Below are 25299 nucleotides of genomic sequence, written 5' to 3'. Positions count from 1 at the left end.
ACAGGAGGTTATGATGGGGTATCTACAGGAGGAGGAGAATATATAGCAGTTGAATTATCTGTAAATGCAACAGCTTTTGTAGACCAAACAATTGTGGAAGGATCCAGTACTTCTTTTTCAATAACTTCAGCAACAGCATCAAGCGCAACAAGTTATACTTCTGGAACACCAGTTTATGGAACTATTGGTAACGCTAATTCGGGTATTAATTATCAATGGTATATAGGAGATCCGAGTTCAGGAGGGACTATTATAAGTGCTTCTGATCCAAATTATAGTGGAGAAAATACTAATACGTTAAATATTGTTGATGTAACAGGGTTAGATAATACAGAATATTTCTTAGTAGTTTCACATACAGATAATACGTGTCTAGATATTACAAATAGCGCAACTTTATTTGTAAGAAAAGATTCAGATGGAGATGGAATTCCTGATGTAACAGATTTAGATGATGATAATGATGGTATTTTAGATACAGAAGAGTTAGCATCTTGTTCAGGAAGTATTTCTTATGAATATTATGATGGAGTACCTACTGGATTAACTGTAGATAATATTCCTACTTCAAGTCCTGATGCTTCAGGAACTTTTAATTCTTTTGATGTAGATGCTATCATTGCTTCAATACCAGCTGATAATAATTCATACGGTTTAAGATTTAAAGGCTATTTGAATATTGTAACAGCAGGTAATTATAATTTTTATTTAGCTTCTGACGATGGATCTAAATTATATATAAATGGAACAGAAGTAATAGATAATGATGGAGATCATGCTCTGTTAACTGTTTCAAATTCTTACTTTTTGACTACAGGATTACATGAAATAGAAGTCCTTTTTTATGAGAATGGTGGCGCTGAATCATTAGATCTTGATTATGAATTACCAGGAACTATCTCAAGACAAGATTTACCTTTTGCGAATTTATTTTGTAATCTAGATACGGATGGAGATGGTATACCAAACCACTTAGATTTAGATTCAGATAATGATGGGTGTCCTGATGCTGTTGAAGGTGATGAGAATGTAAATCAATCTGAATTAACAGGTGATGATAGAATATCAGGAAGTGTTGACGCTAATGGAGTACCAGTTTTAGTTAATAATGGAGGTACAGCTGATATTGGAGGAGATCAAGGTCAAGGAACAACAATTAATGTGATAACTCCAGATGCTCCTGATGCAGGAACATTAAGTGGAGATCTTTTAGTCTGCGTTTCTTCTTCTGTAACTATATCAACAACAGGTGATAGTGGTGGAGTTTGGAGTAGTTCAAATACTTCAATTGCTACAGTTAATTCATCAGGAGTTGTAACTGGTGTTTTAGCTGGTTCTGTTACAATAACTTATACTGTCGCTTCGCCTGGAGGCTGTGGAGATGATAGTTCAACAATTAATATTACAGTAAATGAGACAGCAACCGCCCCAACGGCAAGTGTTACAGTACAACCTACTTGTACAGTACCAACAGGAACAATTGATATTACGGCTCCAAGTTTAGGAAGTGATGAAGTATATGAGGTAACAGGAACAAGTCCAGTAGTTGCGGCGGTAACCAATACCACTGGTGATTTTACAGGCTTAGCACCAGGAGATTATGCGGTAACGGTGCTTAATACAGTAACGGGTTGTGAGAGTACAGTAGTTAGTTTAACGATCAATGCTGTCCCATCCGATCCAAGTGCCCCAACGGCAAGTGTTACAGTACAACCTACTTGTACAGTACCAACAGGAACAATTGATATTACGGCTCCAAGTTTAGGAAGTGATGAAGTATATGAGGTAACAGGAACAAGTCCAGTAGTTGCAGCGGTAACCAATACCACTGGTGATTTTACAGGCTTAGCACCAGGAGATTATGCGGTAACGGTGCTTAATACAGTAACGGGTTGTGAGAGTACAGTAGTTAGTTTAACGATCAATGCTGTCCCATCCGATCCAAGTGCCCCAACGGCAAGTGTTACAGTACAACCTACTTGTACAGTACCAACAGGAACAATTGATATTACGGCTCCAAGTTTAGGAAGTGATGAAGTATATGAGGTAACAGGAACAAGTCCAGTAGTTGCAGCGGTAACCAATACCACTGGTGATTTTACAGGCTTAGCACCAGGAGATTATGCGGTAACGGTACTTAATACAGTAACGGGTTGTGAGAGTACAGTAGTTAGTTTAACGATCAATGCTGTCCCATCCGATCCAAGTGCCCCAACGGCAAGTGTTACAGTACAACCTACTTGTACAGTACCAACAGGAACAATTGATATTACGGCTCCAAGTTTAGGAAGTGATGAAGTATATGAGGTAACAGGAACAAGTCCAGTAGTTGCAGCGGTAACCAATACCACTGGTGATTTTACAGGCTTAGCACCAGGAGATTATGCGGTAACGGTACTTAATACAGTAACGGGTTGTGAGAGTACAGTAGTTAGTTTAACGATCAATGCTGTCCCATCCGATCCAAGTGCCCCAACGGCAAGTGTTACAGTACAACCTACTTGTACAGTACCAACAGGAACAATTGATATTACGGCTCCAAGTTTAGGAAGTGATGAAGTATATGAGGTAACAGGAACAAGTCCAGTAGTTGCGGCGGTAACCAATACCACTGGTGATTTTACAGGCTTAGCACCAGGAGATTATGCGGTAACGGTACTTAATACAGTAACGGGTTGTGAGAGTACAGTAGTTAGTTTAACGATCAATGCTGTCCCATCCGATCCAAGTGCCCCAACGGCAAGTGTTACAGTACAACCTACTTGTACAGTACCAACAGGAACAATTGATATTACGGCTCCAAGTTTAGGAAGTGATGAAGTATATGAGGTAACAGGAACAAGTCCAGTAGTTGCGGCGGTAACCAATACCACTGGTGATTTTACAGGCTTAGCACCAGGAGATTATGCGGTAACGGTACTTAATACAGTAACGGGTTGTGAGAGTACAGTAGTTAGTTTAACGATCAATGCTGTCCCATCCGATCCAAGTGCCCCAACGGCAAGTGTTACAGTACAACCTACTTGTACAGTACCAACAGGAACAATTGATATTACGGCTCCAAGTTTAGGAAGTGATGAAGTATATGAGGTAACAGGAACAAGTCCAGTAGTTGCGGCGGTAACCAATACCACTGGTGATTTTACAGGCTTAGCACCAGGAGATTATGCGGTAACGGTGCTTAATACAGTAACGGGTTGTGAGAGTACAGTAGTTAGTTTAACGATCAATGCTGTCCCATCCGATCCAAGTGCCCCAACGGCAAGTGTTACAGTACAACCTACTTGTACAGTACCAACAGGAACAATTGATATTACGGCTCCAAGTTTAGGAAGTGATGAAGTATATGAGGTAACAGGAACAAGTCCAGTAGTTGCAGCGGTAACCAATACCACTGGTGATTTTACAGGCTTAGCACCAGGAGATTATGCGGTAACGGTGCTTAATACAGTAACGGGTTGTGAGAGTACAGTAGTTAGTTTAACGATCAATGCTGTCCCATCCGATCCAAGTGCCCCAACGGCAAGTGTTACAGTACAACCTACTTGTACAGTACCAACAGGAACAATTGATATTACGGCTCCAAGTTTAGGAAGTGATGAAGTATATGAGGTAACAGGAACAAGTCCAGTAGTTGCAGCGGTAACCAATACCACTGGTGATTTTACAGGCTTAGCACCAGGAGATTATGCGGTAACGGTGCTTAATACAGTAACGGGTTGTGAGAGTACAGTAGTTAGTTTAACGATCAATGCTGTCCCATCCGATCCAAGTGCCCCAACGGCAAGTGTTACAGTACAACCTACTTGTACAGTACCAACAGGAACAATTGATATTACGGCTCCAAGTTTAGGAAGTGATGAAGTATATGAGGTAACAGGAACAAGTCCAGTAGTTGCAGCGGTAACCAATACCACTGGTGATTTTACAGGCTTAGCACCAGGAGATTATGCGGTAACGGTGCTTAATACAGTAACGGGTTGTGAGAGTACAGTAGTTAGTTTAACGATCAATGCTGTCCCATCCGATCCAAGTGCCCCAACGGCAAGTGTTACAGTACAACCTACTTGTACAGTACCAACAGGAACAATTGATATTACGGCTCCAAGTTTAGGAAGTGATGAAGTATATGAGGTAACAGGAACAAGTCCAGTAGTTGCAGCGGTAACCAATACCACTGGTGATTTTACAGGCTTAGCACCAGGAGATTATGCGGTAACGGTACTTAATACAGTAACGGGTTGTGAGAGTACAGTAGTTAGTTTAACGATCAATGCTGTCCCATCCGATCCAAGTGCCCCAACGGCAAGTGTTACAGTACAACCTACTTGTACAGTACCAACAGGAACAATTGATATTACGGCTCCAAGTTTAGGAAGTGATGAAGTATATGAGGTAACAGGAACAAGTCCAGTAGTTGCAGCGGTAACCAATACCACTGGTGATTTTACAGGCTTAGCACCAGGAGATTATGCGGTAACGGTACTTAATACAGTAACGGGTTGTGAGAGTACAGTAGTTAGTTTAACGATCAATGCTGTCCCATCCGATCCAAGTGCCCCAACGGCAAGTGTTACAGTACAACCTACTTGTACAGTACCAACAGGAACAATTGATATTACGGCTCCAAGTTTAGGAAGTGATGAAGTATATGAGGTAACAGGAACAAGTCCAGTAGTTGCGGCGGTAACCAATACCACTGGTGATTTTACAGGCTTAGCACCAGGAGATTATGCGGTAACGGTACTTAATACAGTAACGGGTTGTGAGAGTACAGTAGTTAGTTTAACGATCAATGCTGTCCCATCCGATCCAAGTGCCCCAACGGCAAGTGTTACAGTACAACCTACTTGTACAGTACCAACAGGAACAATTGATATTACGGCTCCAAGTTTAGGAAGTGATGAAGTATATGAGGTAACAGGAACAAGTCCAGTAGTTGCGGCGGTAACCAATACCACTGGTGATTTTACAGGCTTAGCACCAGGAGATTATGCGGTAACGGTACTTAATACAGTAACGGGTTGTGAGAGTACAGTAGTTAGTTTAACGATCAATGCTGTCCCATCCGATCCAAGTGCCCCAACGGCAAGTGTTACAGTACAACCTACTTGTACAGTACCAACAGGAACAATTGATATTACGGCTCCAAGTTTAGGAAGTGATGAAGTATATGAGGTAACAGGAACAAGTCCAGTAGTTGCGGCGGTAACCAATACCACTGGTGATTTTACAGGCTTAGCACCAGGAGATTATGCGGTAACGGTACTTAATACAGTAACGGGTTGTGAGAGTACAGTAGTTAGTTTAACGATCAATGCTGTCCCATCCGATCCAAGTGCCCCAACGGCAAGTGTTACAGTACAACCTACTTGTACAGTACCAACAGGAACAATTGATATTACGGCTCCAAGTTTAGGAAGTGATGAAGTATATGAGGTAACAGGAACAAGTCCAGTAGTTGCAGCGGTAACCAATACCACTGGTGATTTTACAGGCTTAGCACCAGGAGATTATGCGGTAACGGTACTTAATACAGTAACGGGTTGTGAGAGTACAGTAGTTAGTTTAACGATCAATGCTGTCCCATCCGATCCAAGTGCCCCAACGGCAAGTGTTACAGTACAACCTACTTGTACAGTACCAACAGGAACAATTGATATTACGGCTCCAAGTTTAGGAAGTGATGAAGTATATGAGGTAACAGGAACAAGTCCAGTAGTTGCAGCGGTAACCAATACCACTGGTGATTTTACAGGCTTAGCACCAGGAGATTATGCGGTAACGGTACTTAATACAGTAACGGGTTGTGAGAGTACAGTAGTTAGTTTAACGATCAATGCTGTCCCATCCGATCCAAGTGCCCCAACGGCAAGTGTTACAGTACAACCTACTTGTACAGTACCAACAGGAACAATTGATATTACGGCTCCAAGTTTAGGAAGTGATGAAGTATATGAGGTAACAGGAACAAGTCCAGTAGTTGCGGCGGTAACCAATACCACTGGTGATTTTACAGGCTTAGCACCAGGAGATTATGCGGTAACGGTACTTAATACAGTAACGGGTTGTGAGAGTACAGTAGTTAGTTTAACGATCAATGCTGTCCCATCCGATCCAAGTGCCCCAACGGCAAGTGTTACAGTACAACCTACTTGTACAGTACCAACAGGAACAATTGATATTACGGCTCCAAGTTTAGGAAGTGATGAAGTATATGAGGTAACAGGAACAAGTCCAGTAGTTGCGGCGGTAACCAATACCACTGGTGATTTTACAGGCTTAGCACCAGGAGATTATGCGGTAACGGTACTTAATACAGTAACGGGTTGTGAGAGTACAGTAGTTAGTTTAACGATCAATGCTGTCCCATCCGATCCAAGTGCCCCAACGGCAAGTGTTACAGTACAACCTACTTGTACAGTACCAACAGGAACAATTGATATTACGGCTCCAAGTTTAGGAAGTGATGAAGTATATGAGGTAACAGGAACAAGTCCAGTAGTTGCGGCGGTAACCAATACCACTGGTGATTTTACAGGCTTAGCACCAGGAGATTATGCGGTAACGGTACTTAATACAGTAACGGGTTGTGAGAGTACAGTAGTTAGTTTAACGATCAATGCTGTCCCATCCGATCCAAGTGCCCCAACGGCAAGTGTTACAGTACAACCTACTTGTACAGTACCAACAGGAACAATTGATATTACGGCTCCAAGTTTAGGAAGTGATGAAGTATATGAGGTAACAGGAACAAGTCCAGTAGTTGCGGCGGTAACCAATACCACTGGTGATTTTACAGGCTTAGCACCAGGAGATTATGCGGTAACGGTACTTAATACAGTAACGGGTTGTGAGAGTACAGTAGTTAGTTTAACGATCAATGCTGTCCCATCCGATCCAAGTGCCCCAACGGCAAGTGTTACAGTACAACCTACTTGTACAGTACCAACAGGAACAATTGATATTACGGCTCCAAGTTTAGGAAGTGATGAAGTATATGAGGTAACAGGAACAAGTCCAGTAGTTGCGGCGGTAACCAATACCACTGGTGATTTTACAGGCTTAGCACCAGGAGATTATGCGGTAACGGTACTTAATACAGTAACGGGTTGTGAGAGTACAGTAGTTAGTTTAACGATCAATGCTGTCCCATCCGATCCAAGTGCCCCAACGGCAAGTGTTACAGTACAACCTACTTGTACAGTACCAACAGGAACAATTGATATTACGGCTCCAAGTTTAGGAAGTGATGAAGTATATGAGGTAACAGGAACAAGTCCAGTAGTTGCAGCGGTAACCAATACCACTGGTGATTTTACAGGCTTAGCACCAGGAGATTATGCGGTAACGGTACTTAATACAGTAACGGGTTGTGAGAGTACAGTAGTTAGTTTAACGATCAATGCTGTCCCATCCGATCCAAGTGCCCCAACGGCAAGTGTTACAGTACAACCTACTTGTACAGTACCAACAGGAACAATTGATATTACGGCTCCAAGTTTAGGAAGTGATGAAGTATATGAGGTAACAGGAACAAGTCCAGTAGTTGCAGCGGTAACCAATACCACTGGTGATTTTACAGGCTTAGCACCAGGAGATTATGCGGTAACGGTACTTAATACAGTAACGGGTTGTGAGAGTACAGTAGTTAGTTTAACGATCAATGCTGTCCCATCCGATCCAAGTGCCCCAACGGCAAGTGTTACAGTACAACCTACTTGTACAGTACCAACAGGAACAATTGATATTACGGCTCCAAGTTTAGGAAGTGATGAAGTATATGAGGTAACAGGAACAAGTCCAGTAGTTGCGGCGGTAACCAATACCACTGGTGATTTTACAGGCTTAGCACCAGGAGATTATGCGGTAACGGTACTTAATACAGTAACGGGTTGTGAGAGTACAGTAGTTAGTTTAACGATCAATGCTGTCCCATCCGATCCAAGTGCCCCAACGGCAAGTGTTACAGTACAACCTACTTGTACAGTACCAACAGGAACAATTGATATTACGGCTCCAAGTTTAGGAAGTGATGAAGTATATGAGGTAACAGGAACAAGTCCAGTAGTTGCGGCGGTAACCAATACCACTGGTGATTTTACAGGCTTAGCACCAGGAGATTATGCGGTAACGGTACTTAATACAGTAACGGGTTGTGAGAGTACAGTAGTTAGTTTAACGATCAATGCTGTCCCATCCGATCCAAGTGCCCCAACGGCAAGTGTTACAGTACAACCTACTTGTACAGTACCAACAGGAACAATTGATATTACGGCTCCAAGTTTAGGAAGTGATGAAGTATATGAGGTAACAGGAACAAGTCCAGTAGTTGCGGCGGTAACCAATACCACTGGTGATTTTACAGGCTTAGCACCAGGAGATTATGCGGTAACGGTACTTAATACAGTAACGGGTTGTGAGAGTACAGTAGTTAGTTTAACGATCAATGCTGTCCCATCCGATCCAAGTGCCCCAACGGCAAGTGTTACAGTACAACCTACTTGTACAGTACCAACAGGAACAATTGATATTACGGCTCCAAGTTTAGGAAGTGATGAAGTATATGAGGTAACAGGAACAAGTCCAGTAGTTGCGGCGGTAACCAATACCACTGGTGATTTTACAGGCTTAGCACCAGGAGATTATGCGGTAACGGTACTTAATACAGTAACGGGTTGTGAGAGTACAGTAGTTAGTTTAACGATCAATGCTGTCCCATCCGATCCAAGTGCCCCAACGGCAAGTGTTACAGTACAACCTACTTGTACAGTACCAACAGGAACAATTGATATTACGGCTCCAAGTTTAGGAAGTGATGAAGTATATGAGGTAACAGGAACAAGTCCAGTAGTTGCGGCGGTAACCAATACCACTGGTGATTTTACAGGCTTAGCACCAGGAGATTATGCGGTAACGGTACTTAATACAGTAACGGGTTGTGAGAGTACAGTAGTTAGTTTAACGATCAATGCTGTCCCATCCGATCCAAGTGCCCCAACGGCAAGTGTTACAGTACAACCTACTTGTACAGTACCAACAGGAACAATTGATATTACGGCTCCAAGTTTAGGAAGTGATGAAGTATATGAGGTAACAGGAACAAGTCCAGTAGTTGCAGCGGTAACCAATACCACTGGTGATTTTACAGGCTTAGCACCAGGAGATTATGCGGTAACGGTACTTAATACAGTAACGGGTTGTGAGAGTACAGTAGTTAGTTTAACGATCAATGCTGTCCCATCCGATCCAAGTGCCCCAACGGCAAGTGTTACAGTACAACCTACTTGTACAGTACCAACAGGAACAATTGATATTACGGCTCCAAGTTTAGGAAGTGATGAAGTATATGAGGTAACAGGAACAAGTCCAGTAGTTGCGGCGGTAACCAATACCACTGGTGATTTTACAGGCTTAGCACCAGGAGATTATGCGGTAACGGTACTTAATACAGTAACGGGTTGTGAGAGTACAGTAGTTAGTTTAACGATCAATGCTGTCCCATCCGATCCAAGTGCCCCAACGGCAAGTGTTACAGTACAACCTACTTGTACAGTACCAACAGGAACAATTGATATTACGGCTCCAAGTTTAGGAAGTGATGAAGTATATGAGGTAACAGGAACAAGTCCAGTAGTTGCGGCGGTAACCAATACCACTGGTGATTTTACAGGCTTAGCACCAGGAGATTATGCGGTAACGGTACTTAATACAGTAACGGGTTGTGAGAGTACAGTAGTTAGTTTAACGATCAATGCTGTCCCATCCGATCCAAGTGCCCCAACGGCAAGTGTTACAGTACAACCTACTTGTACAGTACCAACAGGAACAATTGATATTACGGCTCCAAGTTTAGGAAGTGATGAAGTATATGAGGTAACAGGAACAAGTCCAGTAGTTGCGGCGGTAACCAATACCACTGGTGATTTTACAGGCTTAGCACCAGGAGATTATGCGGTAACGGTACTTAATACAGTAACGGGTTGTGAGAGTACAGTAGTTAGTTTAACGATCAATGCTGTCCCATCCGATCCAAGTGCCCCAACGGCAAGTGTTACAGTACAACCTACTTGTACAGTACCAACAGGAACAATTGATATTACGGCTCCAAGTTTAGGAAGTGATGAAGTATATGAGGTAACAGGAACAAGTCCAGTAGTTGCGGCGGTAACCAATACCACTGGTGATTTTACAGGCTTAGCACCAGGAGATTATGCGGTAACGGTACTTAATACAGTAACGGGTTGTGAGAGTACAGTAGTTAGTTTAACGATCAATGCTGTCCCATCCGATCCAAGTGCCCCAACGGCAAGTGTTACAGTACAACCTACTTGTACAGTACCAACAGGAACAATTGATATTACGGCTCCAAGTTTAGGAAGTGATGAAGTATATGAGGTAACAGGAACAAGTCCAGTAGTTGCAGCGGTAACCAATACCACTGGTGATTTTACAGGCTTAGCACCAGGAGATTATGCGGTAACGGTACTTAATACAGTAACGGGTTGTGAGAGTACAGTAGTTAGTTTAACGATCAATGCTGTCCCATCCGATCCAAGTGCCCCAACGGCAAGTGTTACAGTACAACCTACTTGTACAGTACCAACAGGAACAATTGATATTACGGCTCCAAGTTTAGGAAGTGATGAAGTATATGAGGTAACAGGAACAAGTCCAGTAGTTGCGGCGGTAACCAATACCACTGGTGATTTTACAGGCTTAGCACCAGGAGATTATGCGGTAACGGTACTTAATACAGTAACGGGTTGTGAGAGTACAGTAGTTAGTTTAACGATCAATGCTGTCCCATCCGATCCAAGTGCCCCAACGGCAAGTGTTACAGTACAACCTACTTGTACAGTACCAACAGGAACAATTGATATTACGGCTCCAAGTTTAGGAAGTGATGAAGTATATGAGGTAACAGGAACAAGTCCAGTAGTTGCGGCGGTAACCAATACCACTGGTGATTTTACAGGCTTAGCACCAGGAGATTATGCGGTAACGGTACTTAATACAGTAACGGGTTGTGAGAGTACAGTAGTTAGTTTAACGATCAATGCTGTCCCATCCGATCCAAGTGCCCCAACGGCAAGTGTTACAGTACAACCTACTTGTACAGTACCAACAGGAACAATTGATATTACGGCTCCAAGTTTAGGAAGTGATGAAGTATATGAGGTAACAGGAACAAGTCCAGTAGTTGCGGCGGTAACCAATACCACTGGTGATTTTACAGGCTTAGCACCAGGAGATTATGCGGTAACGGTACTTAATACAGTAACGGGTTGTGAGAGTACAGTAGTTAGTTTAACGATCAATGCTGTCCCATCCGATCCAAGTGCCCCAACGGCAAGTGTTACAGTACAACCTACTTGTACAGTACCAACAGGAACAATTGATATTACGGCTCCAAGTTTAGGAAGTGATGAAGTATATGAGGTAACAGGAACAAGTCCAGTAGTTGCGGCGGTAACCAATACCACTGGTGATTTTACAGGCTTAGCACCAGGAGATTATGCGGTAACGGTACTTAATACAGTAACGGGTTGTGAGAGTACAGTAGTTAGTTTAACGATCAATGCTGTCCCATCCGATCCAAGTGCCCCAACGGCAAGTGTTACAGCACAACCTACTTGTACAGTACCAACAGGAACAATTGATATTACGGCTCCAAGTTTAGGAAGTGATGAAGTATATGAGGTAACAGGAACAAGTCCAGTAGTTGCGGCGGTAACCAATACCACTGGTGATTTTACAGGCTTAGCACCAGGAGATTATGCGGTAACGGTACTTAATACAGTAACGGGTTGTGAGAGTACAGTAGTTAGTTTAACGATCAATGCTGTCCCATCCGATCCAAGTGCCCCAACGGCAAGTGTTACAGTACAACCTACTTGTACAGTACCAACAGGAACAATTGATATTACGGCTCCAAGTTTAGGAAGTGATGAAGTATATGAGGTAACAGGAACAAGTCCAGTAGTTGCGGCGGTAACCAATACCACTGGTGATTTTACAGGCTTAGCACCAGGAGATTATGCGGTAACGGTACTTAATACAGTAACGGGTTGTGAGAGTACAGTAGTTAGTTTAACGATCAATGCTGTCCCATCCGATCCAAGTGCCCCAACGGCAAGTGTTACAGTACAACCTACTTGTACAGTACCAACAGGAACAATTGATATTACGGCTCCAAGTTTAGGAAGTGATGAAGTATATGAGGTAACAGGAACAAGTCCAGTAGTTGCGGCGGTAACCAATACCACTGGTGATTTTACAGGCTTAGCACCAGGAGATTATGCGGTAACGGTACTTAATACAGTAACGGGTTGTGAGAGTACAGTAGTTAGTTTAACGATCAATGCTGTCCCATCCGATCCAAGTGCCCCAACGGCAAGTGTTACAGTACAACCTACTTGTACAGTACCAACAGGAACAATTGATATTACGGCTCCAAGTTTAGGAAGTGATGAAGTATATGAGGTAACAGGAACAAGTCCAGTAGTTGCGGCGGTAACCAATACCACTGGTGATTTTACAGGCTTAGCACCAGGAGATTATGCGGTAACGGTACTTAATACAGTAACGGGTTGTGAGAGTACAGTAGTTAGTTTAACGATCAATGCTGTCCCATCCGATCCAAGTGCCCCAACGGCAAGTGTTACAGTACAACCTACTTGTACAGTACCAACAGGAACAATTGATATTACGGCTCCAAGTTTAGGAAGTGATGAAGTATATGAGGTAACAGGAACAAGTCCAGTAGTTGCGGCGGTAACCAATACCACTGGTGATTTTACAGGCTTAGCACCAGGAGATTATGCGGTAACGGTGCTTAATACAGTAACGGGTTGTGAGAGTACAGTAGTTAGTTTAACGATCAATGCTGTCCCATCCGATCCAAGTGCCCCAACGGCAAGTGTTACAGTACAACCTACTTGTACAGTACCAACAGGAACAATTGATATTACGGCTCCAAGTTTAGGAAGTGATGAAGTATATGAGGTAACAGGAACAAGTCCAGTAGTTGCGGCGGTAACCAATACCACTGGTGATTTTACAGGCTTAGCACCAGGAGATTATGCGGTAACGGTACTTAATACAGTAACGGGTTGTGAGAGTACAGTAGTTAGTTTAACGATCAATGCTGTCCCATCCGATCCAAGTGCCCCAACGGCAAGTGTTACAGTACAACCTACTTGTACAGTACCAACAGGAACAATTGATATTACGGCTCCAAGTTTAGGAAGTGATGAAGTATATGAGGTAACAGGAACAAGTCCAGTAGTTGCGGCGGTAACCAATACCACTGGTGATTTTACAGGCTTAGCACCAGGAGATTATGCGGTAACGGTACTTAATACAGTAACGGGTTGTGAGAGTACAGTAGTTAGTTTAACGATCAATGCTGTCCCATCCGATCCAAGTGCCCCAACGGCAAGTGTTACAGTACAACCTACTTGTACAGTACCAACAGGAACAATTGATATTACGGCTCCAAGTTTAGGAAGTGATGAAGTATATGAGGTAACAGGAACAAGTCCAGTAGTTGCGGCGGTAACCAATACCACTGGTGATTTTACAGGCTTAGCACCAGGAGATTATGCGGTAACGGTACTTAATACAGTAACGGGTTGTGAGAGTACAGTAGTTAGTTTAACGATCAATGCTGTCCCATCCGATCCAAGTGCCCCAACGGCAAGTGTTACAGTACAACCTACTTGTACAGTACCAACAGGAACAATTGATATTACGGCTCCAAGTTTAGGAAGTGATGAAGTATATGAGGTAACAGGAACAAGTCCAGTAGTTGCGGCGGTAACCAATACCACTGGTGATTTTACAGGCTTAGCACCAGGAGATTATGCGGTAACGGTACTTAATACAGTAACGGGTTGTGAGAGTACAGTAGTTAGTTTAACGATCAATGCTGTCCCATCCGATCCAAGTGCCCCAACGGCAAGTGTTACAGTACAACCTACTTGTACAGTACCAACAGGAACAATTGATATTACGGCTCCAAGTTTAGGAAGTGATGAAGTATATGAGGTAACAGGAACAAGTCCAGTAGTTGCGGCGGTAACCAATACCACTGGTGATTTTACAGGCTTAGCACCAGGAGATTATGCGGTAACGGTACTTAATACAGTAACGGGTTGTGAGAGTACAGTAGTTAGTTTAACGATCAATGAGGCACTGTGTGGCGATGTTAGTGGAGTTGTTTACGGCGATACCAACGGAAACGGAACACAAGACGGTTCAGAGAGCGGTTTAGGTGGAGTTACAGTATTTGCTGACTTAGATGGCGACGGCGTTCAAGATCCAGGAGAGCCAAGTACGACTACGAATCCAGATGGAAGCTATACGTTGACAGGAGTTCCAGCAGGAAGTCCAGTAGATATTGTGGTTGTAGAAGGTGATTTACCATCAGGAAGCACACAAACAGAAGGAACAAATCCAACTTCAGTTACTCCAGTAGGAGGCGGAAGTGTTGATGCAGGAAATGACGGATACCAAACACAAGGCGATGTTAGTGGAGTTGTTTACGGCGATACCAACGGAAACGGAACACAAGACGGTTCAGAGAGCGGTTTAGGTGGAGTTACAGTGTTTGCTGACTTAGATGGCGACGGCGTTCAAGATCCAGGAGAGCCAAGTACGACTACGAATCCAGATGGAAGCTATACATTGACAGGAGTTCCAGCAGGAAGTCCAGTAGATATTGTTGTTGTAGAAGGAGATTTACCATCAGGAAGCACACAAACAGAAGGAACAAACCCAACTTCAGTTACTCCAGTAGGAGGCGGAAGTGTTGATGCAGGAAACGATGGATACCAAACACAAGGCGATGTTAGTGGAGTTGTTTACGGCGATACCAACGGAAACGGAACACAAGACGGTTCAGAGAGCGGTTTAGGTGGAGTTACAGTGTTTGCTGATTTAGATGGCGATGGCGTTCAAGATCCAGGAGAGCCAAGTACGACTACGAATCCAGATGGAAGCTATACGTTGACAGGAGTTCCAGCAGGAAGTCCAGTAGATATTGTAGTTGTAGAAGGTGATTTACCATCAGGAAGCACACAAACAGAAGGAACAAATCCAACTTCAGTTACTCCAGTAGGAGGCGGAAGTGTTGATGCAGGAAGTGACGGATACCAAACACAAGGCGATGTTAGTGGAGTTGTTTACGGCGATACCAACGGAAACGGAACACAAGACGGTTCAGAGAGCGGTTTAGGTGGAGTTACAGTATTTGCTGACTTAGATGGCGACGGCGTTCAAGATCCAGGAGAGCCAAGTACGACTACGAATCCAGATGGAAGCTATACATTGACAGGAGTTCCAGCAGGAAGTCCAGTAGATATTGTAGTTGTAGAAGGTGATTTACCATCAGGAAGCACACAAACAGAAGGAACAAACCCAACTTCAGTTACTCCAGTAGGAGGCGGAAGTGTTGATGCAGGAAGCGACGGATACCAAACACAAGGCGATGTTAGTGGAGTTGTTTACGGCGACACCAACGGAAACGGAACACAAGACGGTTCAGAGAGCGGTTTAGGTGGAGTTACAGTGTTTGCTGACTTAGATGGCGACGGCGTTCAAGATCCAGGAGAGCCAAGTACGACTACGAATCCAGATGGAAGCTATACATTGACAGGAGTTCCAGCAGGAAGTCCAGTAGATATTGTTGTTGTAGAAGGAGATTTACCATCAGGAAGCACACAAACAGAAGGAACAAACCCAACTTCAGTTACTCCAGTAGGAGGCGGAAGTGTTGATGCAGGAAACGATGGATACCAAACACAAGGCGATGTTAGTGGAGTTGTTTACGGCGATACCAACGGAAACGGAACACAAGACGGTTCAGAGAGCGGTTTAGGTGGAGTTACAGTGTTTGCTGATTTAGATGGCGATGGCGTTCAAGATCCAGGAGAGCCAAGTACGACTACGAATCCAGATGGAAGCTATACGTTGACAGGAGTTCCAGCAGGAAGTCCAGTAGATATTGTAGTTGTAGAAGGTGATTTACCATCAGGAAGCACACAAACAGAAGGAACAAATCCAACTTCAGTTACTCCAGTAGGAGGCGGAAGTGTTGATGCAGGAAGTGACGGATACCAAACACAAGGCGATGTTAGTGGAGTTGTTTACGGCGATACCAACGGAAACGGAACACAAGACGGTTCAGAGAGCGGTTTAGGTGGAGTTACAGTATTTGCTGACTTAGATGGCGACGGCGTTCAAGATCCAGGAGAGCCAAGTACGACTACGAATCCAGATGGAAGCTATACATTGACAGGAGTTCCAGCAGGAAGTCCAGTAGATATTGTAGTTGTAGAAGGTGATTTACCATCAGGAAGCACACAAACAGAAGGAACAAACCCAACTTCAGTTACTCCAGTAGGAGGCGGAAGTGTTGATGCAGGAAGCGACGGATACCAAACACAAGGCGATGTTAGTGGAGTTGTTTACGGCGACACCAACGGAAACGGAACACAAGACGGTTCAGAGAGCGGTTTAGGTGGAGTTACAGTGTTTGCTGACTTAGATGGCGACGGCGTTCAAGATCCAGGAGAGCCAAGTACGACTACGAATCCAGATGGAAGCTATACATTGACAGGAGTTCCAGCAGGAAGTCCAGTAGATATTGTGGTTGTAGAAGGCGATTTACCATCAGGAAGTACACAAACAGAAGGAACAAACCCAACTTCAGTTACTCCAGTAGGAGGGGGAAGTGTTGATGCAGGAAGTGACGGATACCAAACACAAGGCGATGTTAATGGAGTTGTTTACGGCGATACCAACGGAAACGGAACACAAGACGGTTCAGAGAGCGGTTTAGGTGGAGTTACAGTATTTGCTGACTTAGATGGCGATGGCGTTCAAGATCCAGGAGAGCCAAGTACGACTACGAATCCAGATGGAAGCTATACGTTGACAGGAGTTCCAGCAGGAAGTCCAGTAGATATTGTGGTTGTAGAAGGTGATTTACCATCAGGAAGCACACAAACAGAAGGAACAAACCCAACTTCAGTTACTCCAGTAGGAGGGGGAAGTGTTGATGCAGGAAGTGACGGATACCAAACACAAGGCGATGTTAGTGGAGTTGTTTACGGCGATACCAACGGAAACGGAACACAAGACGGTTCAGAGAGCGGTTTAGGTGGAGTTACAGTATTTGCTGACTTAGATGGCGATGGTGTTCAAGATCCAGGAGAGCCAAGTACGACTACGAATCCAGATGGAAGCTATACGTTGACAGGAGTTCCAGCAGGAAGTCCAGTAGATATTGTAGTTGTAGAAGGTGATTTACCATCAGGAAGCACACAAACAGAAGGAACAAACCCAACTTCAGTTACTCCAGTAGGAGGCGGAAGTGTTGATGCAGGAAACGACGGATACCAAACACAAGGCGATGTTAGTGGAGTTGTTTACGGCGATACCAACGGAAACGGAACACAAGACGGTTCAGAGAGCGGTTTAGGTGGAGTTACAGTGTTTGCTGACTTAGATGGCGATGGCGTTCAAGATCCAGGAGAGCCAAGTACGACTACGAATCCAGATGGAAGCTATACGTTGACAGGAGTTCCAGCAGGAAGTCCAGTAGATATTGTAGTTGTAGAAGGTGATTTACCATCAGGAAGTACACAAACAGAAGGAACAAATCCAACTTCAGTTACTCCAGTAGGAGGCGGAAGTGTTGATGCAGGAAATGACGGATACCAAACACAAGGCGATGTTAGTGGAGTTGTTTACGGCGATACCAACGGAAACGGAACACAAGACGGTTCAGAGAGCGGTTTAGGTGGAGTTACAGTGTTTGCTGACTTAGATGGCGATGGCGTTCAAGATCCAGGAGAGCCAAGTACGACTACGAATCCAGATGGAAGCTATACGTTGACAGGAGTTCCAGCAGGAAGTCCAGTAGATATTGTGGTTGTAGAAGGTGATTTACCATCAGGAAGCACACAAACAGAAGGAACAAATCCAACTTCAGTTACTCCAGTAGGAGGCGGAAGTGTTGATGCAGGAAATGACGGATACCAAACACAAGGCGATGTTAGTGGAGTTGTTTACGGCGATACCAACGGAAACGGAACACAAGACGGTTCAGAGAGCGGTCTAGGTGGAGTTACAGTGTTTGCTGACTTAGATGGCGACGGCGTTCAAAATCCAGGAGAGCCAAGTACGACTACGAATCCAGATGGAAGCTATACATTGACAGGAGTTCCAGCAGGAAGTCCAGTAGATATTGTAGTTGTAGAAGGCGATTTACCATCAGGAAGCACACAAACAGAAGGAACAAACCCAACTTCAGTTACTCCAGTAGGAGGCGGAAGTGTTGATGCAGGAAGTGACGGATACCAAACACAAGGCGATGTTAGTGGAGTTGTTTACGGCGATACCAATGGAAACGGAACACAAGACGGTTCAGAGAGCGGTTTAGGTGGAGTTACAGTGTTTGCTGACTTAGATGGCGACGGCGTTCAAGATCCAGGAGAGCCAAGTACGACTACGAATCCAGATGGAAGCTATACGTTGACAGGAGTTCCAGCAGGAAGTCCAGTAGATATTGTAGTTGTAGAAGGTGATTTACCATTAGGAAGCACACAAACAGAAGGAACAAACCCAACTTCAGTTACTCCAGTAGGAGGCGGAAGTGTTGATGCAGGAAGCGACGGATACCAAACACAAGGCGATGTTAGTGGAGTTGTTTACGGCGATACCAATGGAAACGGAACACAAGACGGTTCAGAGAGCGGTTTAGGTGGAGTTACAGTGTTTGTTGACTTAGATGGCGATGGCGTTCAAGATCCAGGAGAGCCAAGTACGACTACGAATCCAGATGGAAGCTATACGTTGACAGGAGTTCCAGCAGGAAGTCCAGTAGATATTGTAGTTGTAGAAGGTGATTTACCATCAGGAAGTACACAAACAGAAGGAACAAATCCAACTTCAGTTACTCCAGTAGGAGGCGGAAGTGTTGATGCAGGAAGTGACGGATACCAAACACAAGGCGATGTTAGTGGAGTTGTTTACGGCGATACCAACGGAAACGGAACACAAGACGGTTCAGAGAGCGGTCTAGGTGGAGTTACAGTGTTTGCTGACTTAGATGGCGACGGCGTTCAAGATCCAGGAGAGCCAAGTACGACTACGAATCCAGATGGAAGCTATACGTTGACAGGAGTTCCAGCAGGAAGTCCAGTAGATATTGTAGTTGTAGAAGGTGATTTACCATCAGGAAGCACACAAACAGAAGGAACAAACCCAACTTCAGTTACTCCAGTAGGAGGGGGAAGTGTTGATGCAGGAAGTGACGGATACCAAACACAAGGCGATGTTAGTGGAGTTGTTTACGGCGATACCAACGGAAACGGAACACAAGACGGTTCAGAGAGCGGTTTAGGTGGAGTTACAGTATTTGCTGACTTAGATGGCGACGGCGTTCAAGATCCAGGAGAGCCAAGTACGACTACGAATCCAGATGGAAGCTATACATTGACAGGAGTTCCAGCAGGAAGTCCAGTAGATATTGTAGTTGTAGAAGGTGATTTACCATCAGGAAGCACACAAACAGAAGGAACGAACCCAACTTCAGTTACTCCAGTAGGAGGCGGAAGTGTTGATGCAGGAAACGACGGATACCAAACACAAGGCGATGTTAGTGGAGTTGTTTACGGCGATACCAACGGAAACGGAACACAAGACGGTTCAGAGAGCGGTTTAGGTGGAGTTACAGTGTTTGCTGACTTAGATGGCGATGGCGTTCAAGATCCAGGAGAGCCAAGTACGACTACGAATCCAGATGGAAGCTATACATTGACAGGAGTTCCAGCAGGAAGTCCAGTAGATATTGTGGTTGTAGAAGGTGATTTACCATCAGGAAGCACACAAACAGAAGGAACAAATCCAACTTCAGTTACTCCAGTAGGAGGCGGAAGTGTTGATGCAGGAAGTGACGGATACCAAACACAAGGCGATGTTAGTGGAGTTGTTTACGGTGATACCAACGGAAACGGAACACAAGACGGTTCAGAGAGCGGTTTAGGTGGAGTTACAGTGTTTGCTGACTTAGATGGCGACGGCGTTCAAGATCCAGGAGAGCCAAGTACGACTACGAATCCAGATGGAAGCTATACATTGACAGGAGTTCCAGCAGGAAGTCCAGTAGATATTGTGGTTGTAGAAGGCGATTTACCATCAGGAAGCACACAAACAGAAGGAACAAACCCAACTTCAGTTACTCCAGTAGGAGGCGGAAGTGTTGATGCAGGAAGTGACGGATACCAAACACAAGGCGATGTTAATGGAGTTGTTTACGGCGATACCAACGGAAACGGAACACAAGACGGTTCAGAGAGCGGTTTAGGTGGAGTTACAGTATTTGCTGACTTAGATGGCGATGGCGTTCAAGATCCAGGAGAGCCAAGTACGACTACGAATCCAGATGGAAGCTATACATTGACAGGAGTTCCAGCAGGAAGTCCAGTAGATATTGTGGTTGTAGAAGGTGATTTACCATCAGGAAGCACACAAACAGAAGGAACAAACCCAACTTCAGTTACTCCAGTAGGAGGGGGAAGTGTTGATGCAGGAAGTGACGGATACCAAACACAAGGCGATGTTAGTGGAGTTGTTTACGGCGATACCAACGGAAACGGAACACAAGACGGTTCAGAGAGCGGTTTAGGTGGAGTTACAGTATTTGCTGACTTAGATGGCGACGGCGTTCAAGATCCAGGAGAGCCAAGTACGACTACGAATCCAGATGGAAGCTATACATTGACAGGAGTTCCAGCAGGAAGTCCAGTAGATATTGTAGTTGTAGAAGGTGATTTACCATCAGGAAGCACACAAACAGAAGGAACGAACCCAACTTCAGTTACTCCAGTAGGAGGCGGAAGTGTTGATGCAGGAAACGACGGATACCAAACACAAGGCGATGTTAGTGGAGTTGTTTACGGCGATACCAACGGAAACGGAACACAAGACGGTTCAGAGAGCGGTTTAGGTGGAGTTACAGTGTTTGCTGACTTAGATGGCGATGGCGTTCAAGATCCAGGAGAGCCAAGTACGACTACGAATCCAGATGGAAGCTATACATTGACAGGAGTTCCAGCAGGAAGTCCAGTAGATATTGTGGTTGTAGAAGGTGATTTACCATCAGGAAGCACACAAACAGAAGGAACAAATCCAACTTCAGTTACTCCAGTAGGAGGCGGAAGTGTTGATGCAGGAAGTGACGGATACCAAACACAAGGCGATGTTAGTGGAGTTGTTTACGGTGATACCAACGGAAACGGAACACAAGACGGTTCAGAGAGCGGTTTAGGTGGAGTTACAGTGTTTGCTGACTTAGATGGCGACGGCGTTCAAGATCCAGGAGAGCCAAGTACGACTACGAATCCAGATGGAAGCTATACGTTGACAGGAGTTCCAGCAGGAAGTCCAGTAGATATTGTAGTTGTAGAAGGTGATTTACCATCAGGAAGTACACAAACAGAAGGAACAAATCCAACTTCAGTTACTCCAGTAGGAGGCGGAAGTGTTGATGCAGGAAACGACGGATACCAAACACAAGGCGATGTTAGTGGAGTTGTTTACGGCGATACCAACGGAAACGGAACACAAGACGGTTCAGAGAGCGGTTTAGGTGGAGTTACAGTGTTTGCTGACTTAGATGGTGACGGCGTTCAAGATCCAGGAGAGCCAAGTACGACTACGAATCCAGATGGAAGCTATACGTTGACAGGAGTTCCAGCAGGAAGTCCAGTAGATATTGTAGTTGTAGAAGGTGATTTACCATCAGGAAGCACACAAACAGAAGGAACAAACCCAACTTCAGTTACTCCAGTAGGAGGCGGAAGTGTTGATGCAGGAAGTGACGGATACCAAACACAAGGCGATGTTAGTGGAGTTGTTTACGGCGATACCAACGGAAACGGAACACAAGACGGTTCAGAGAGCGGTTTAGGTGGAGTTACAGTATTTGCTGACTTAGATGGCGATGGCGTTCAAGATCCAGGAGAGCCAAGTACGACTACGAATCCAGATGGAAGCTATACGTTGACAGGAGTTCCAGCAGGAAGTCCAGTAGATATTGTAGTTGTAGAAGGTGATTTACCATCAGGAAGTACACAAACAGAAGGAACAAATCCAACTTCAGTTACTCCAGTAGGAGGCGGAAGTGTTGATGCAGGAAGTGACGGATACCAAACACAAGGCGATGTTAGTGGAGTTGTTTACGGCGATACCAACGGAAACGGAACACAAGACGGTTCAGAGAGCGGTTTAGGTGGAGTTACCGTGTTTGCTGACTTAGATGGCGATGGCGTTCAAGATCCAGGAGAGCCAAGTACGACTACGAATCCAGATGGAAGCTATACGTTGACAGGAGTTCCAGCAGGAAGTCCAGTAGATATTGTAGTTGTAGAAGGAGATTTACGATCAGGAAGCACACAAACAGAAGGAACAAATCCAACTTCAGTTACTCCAGTAGGAGGCGGAAGTGTTGATGCAGGAAATGACGGATACCAAACACAAGGCGATGTTAGTGGAGTTGTTTACGGCGATACCAACGGAAACGGAACACAAGACGGTTCAGAGAGCGGTTTAGGTGGAGTTACAGTGTTTGCTGACTTAGATGGCGACGGCGTTCAAGATCCAGGAGAGCCAAGTACGACTACGAATCCAGATGGAAGCTATACGTTGACAGGAGTTCCAGCAGGAAGTCCAGTAGATATTGTAGTTGTAGAAGGTGATTTACCATCAGGAAGCACACAAACAGAAGGAACAAACCCAACTTCAGTTACTCCAGTAGGAGGCGGAAGTGTTGATGCAGGAAGTGACGGATACCAAACACAAGGCGATGTTAGTGGAGTTGTTTACGGTGATACCAACGGAAACGGAACACAAGACGGTTCAGAGAGCGGTTTAGGTGGAGTTACAGTGTTTGCTGACTTAGATGGCGACGGCGTTCAAGATCCAGGAGAGCCAAGTACGACTACGAATCCAGATGGAAGCTATACGTTGACAGGAGTTCCAGCAGGAAGTCCAGTAGATATTGTAGTTGTAGAAGGTGATTTACCATCAGGAAGTACACAAACAGAAGGAACAAATCCAACTTCAGTTACTCCAGTAGGAGGCGGAAGTGTTGATGCAGGAAGTGACGGATACCAAACACAAGGCGATGTTAGTGGAGTTGTTTACGGCGATACCAACGGAAACGGAACACAAGACGGTTCAGAGAGCGGTTTAGGTGGAGTTACAGTGTTTGCTGACTTAGATGGCGACGGCGTTCAAGATCCAGGAGAGCCAAGTACGACTACGAATCCAGATGGAAGCTATACGTTGACAGGAGTTCCAGCAGGAAGTCCAGTAGATATTGTGGTTGTAGAAGGTGATTTACCATCAGGAAGTACACAAACAGAAGGAACAAACCCAACTTCAGTTACTCCAGTAGGAGGCGGAAGTGTTGATGCAGGAAACGACGGATATGCACCAGTAGTTATAGTTAATACTATGGATGATACAGCTACAACGAATGCTAATACATCAGTAGATATTAATGTTATACTTAATGATACTAATGTGCCAAATTCGGGAACCTTAACAGTTACAGATCCAGCAAATGGTACAGTAACAATAGATGATGGGGGTACACCTAATGATCCAAGTGATGATACAGTGACGTATACACCAAATACTGATTTTACAGGTACAGATACATTTACATATACAATTTGTGATGATCAAACACCTCCAAACTGTAATACAGCTACAGTAACAGTAGATGTTCAAGATATTCGCTTGCCAGGAGCTGTTGATGATACAGCAACAACAGATGAAGGAGAATCGGTTGATATAAATATATTAGGTAATGATACAGATACACCATCATCAGGAACATTAACAGTTACAGACCCAGCAAATGGGACAGTAGTAATAGATGATGGAGGTACACCTAATGATCCAAGTGATGATACAGTTACTTATACACCAGATCCAGGGTTTAATGGTACAGATACATTTACATATACAATTTGTGATGATCAAACACCTCCAAATTGTGATACAGCTACAGTAACAGTTGATGTATTACCAACACCAGATGCTAATAGTGACACCGCAACAACAGATGAGGATGAATCGGTTGAAATAAATGTATTAGATAATGATACTGATATACCATCATCAGGAACATTAACAGTTACAGATCCAGCAAATGGTACAGTAACAATAGATGATGGTGGTACACCAGATGATCCAAGTGATGATGTTGTAATCTATACACCAAATGAAGATTTTAACGGAACAGATACATTTACATACACAATTTGTGATGCTGCAACACCTCCAAATTGTTCAACAACTACAGTAACAGTTGATGTATTACCAACACCAGATGCTAATAGTGATACAGTAACAACAGATGAGGATGAATCGGTTGAAATAGATGTGTTAGGTAATGATACAGACATATCTTCATCAGGAACATTAACAGTTACAGATCCAGAAAATGGTACAGTAACAATAGATGATGGAGGTACGCCTGATGATCCAAGTGATGATGTTGTAATCTATACACCAAATGAAGATTTCAACGGTACAGATACATTTACATACACAATTTGTGACGATGCAACACCTCCAAATTGTTCAACAACTACAGTAACTGTTGATGTTAATGCAACACCAGATGCTGAAGATGATAGTTCTGAAACAAATGGAGACGATCCAGTAATTATTGATATATTTGATAATGATAATGATGTGCCAGACGATGGAACTTTAACAATAGAAGATGGACCAAGTAATGGTGATGTAGTTATTGATGATAATGGTACACCTAATGATCCAAGTGATGATACAGTTACTTATACACCAGATCCAGGATTTACAGGTACAGACACATTTATATATACAATATGTGACAGTGCTACACCAGCAAATTGTTCAACAGCAACAGTTACTATAGAGGTTACTGATCCTTGCTTAACAGTATATAATGAGTTTAGTCCAAATGGAGATGGAATTAATGATTACTTAAAAATTAATTGTATAAATAATTATACAAATAATACCGTTGAAATTTTTAATAGATGGGGTAATACAGTATACAAAGTAAAAGGATATAATAATGATGATTCTAGTAAGAGATTTGAAGGTATATCAAATGGAAGAGCAACGATTCAAACTCTAGACAAATTACCTGTAGGAACATATTATTATGTAATAGATTTAGGAGACGGAAGTCCTATCAGAAAAGGATGGATATATATTAATAGATAA

General features: G+C 43.9%; 1 protein-coding gene (running past one end of the window). It reads left to right on the top strand.

All coding sequences use genetic code 11. The features are described from left to right. Positions 1–25299, top strand: the 3' portion of a protein-coding gene (locus ACSIGC_RS04455) for a cadherin-like domain-containing protein (protein ID WP_442266954.1). It extends 2253 nt beyond the left edge of the window; the window shows 25299 of its 27552 coding nt (coding positions 2254–27552); the start codon falls outside the window, past its left edge; it ends in the stop codon at positions 25297–25299.

This window comes from Tenacibaculum aquaeponti, assembly GCF_052084715.1.
In the GTDB taxonomy this organism is placed as follows: domain Bacteria; phylum Bacteroidota; class Bacteroidia; order Flavobacteriales; family Flavobacteriaceae; genus Polaribacter.
This window is presented reverse-complemented; position numbering and strand designations above follow the sequence as displayed.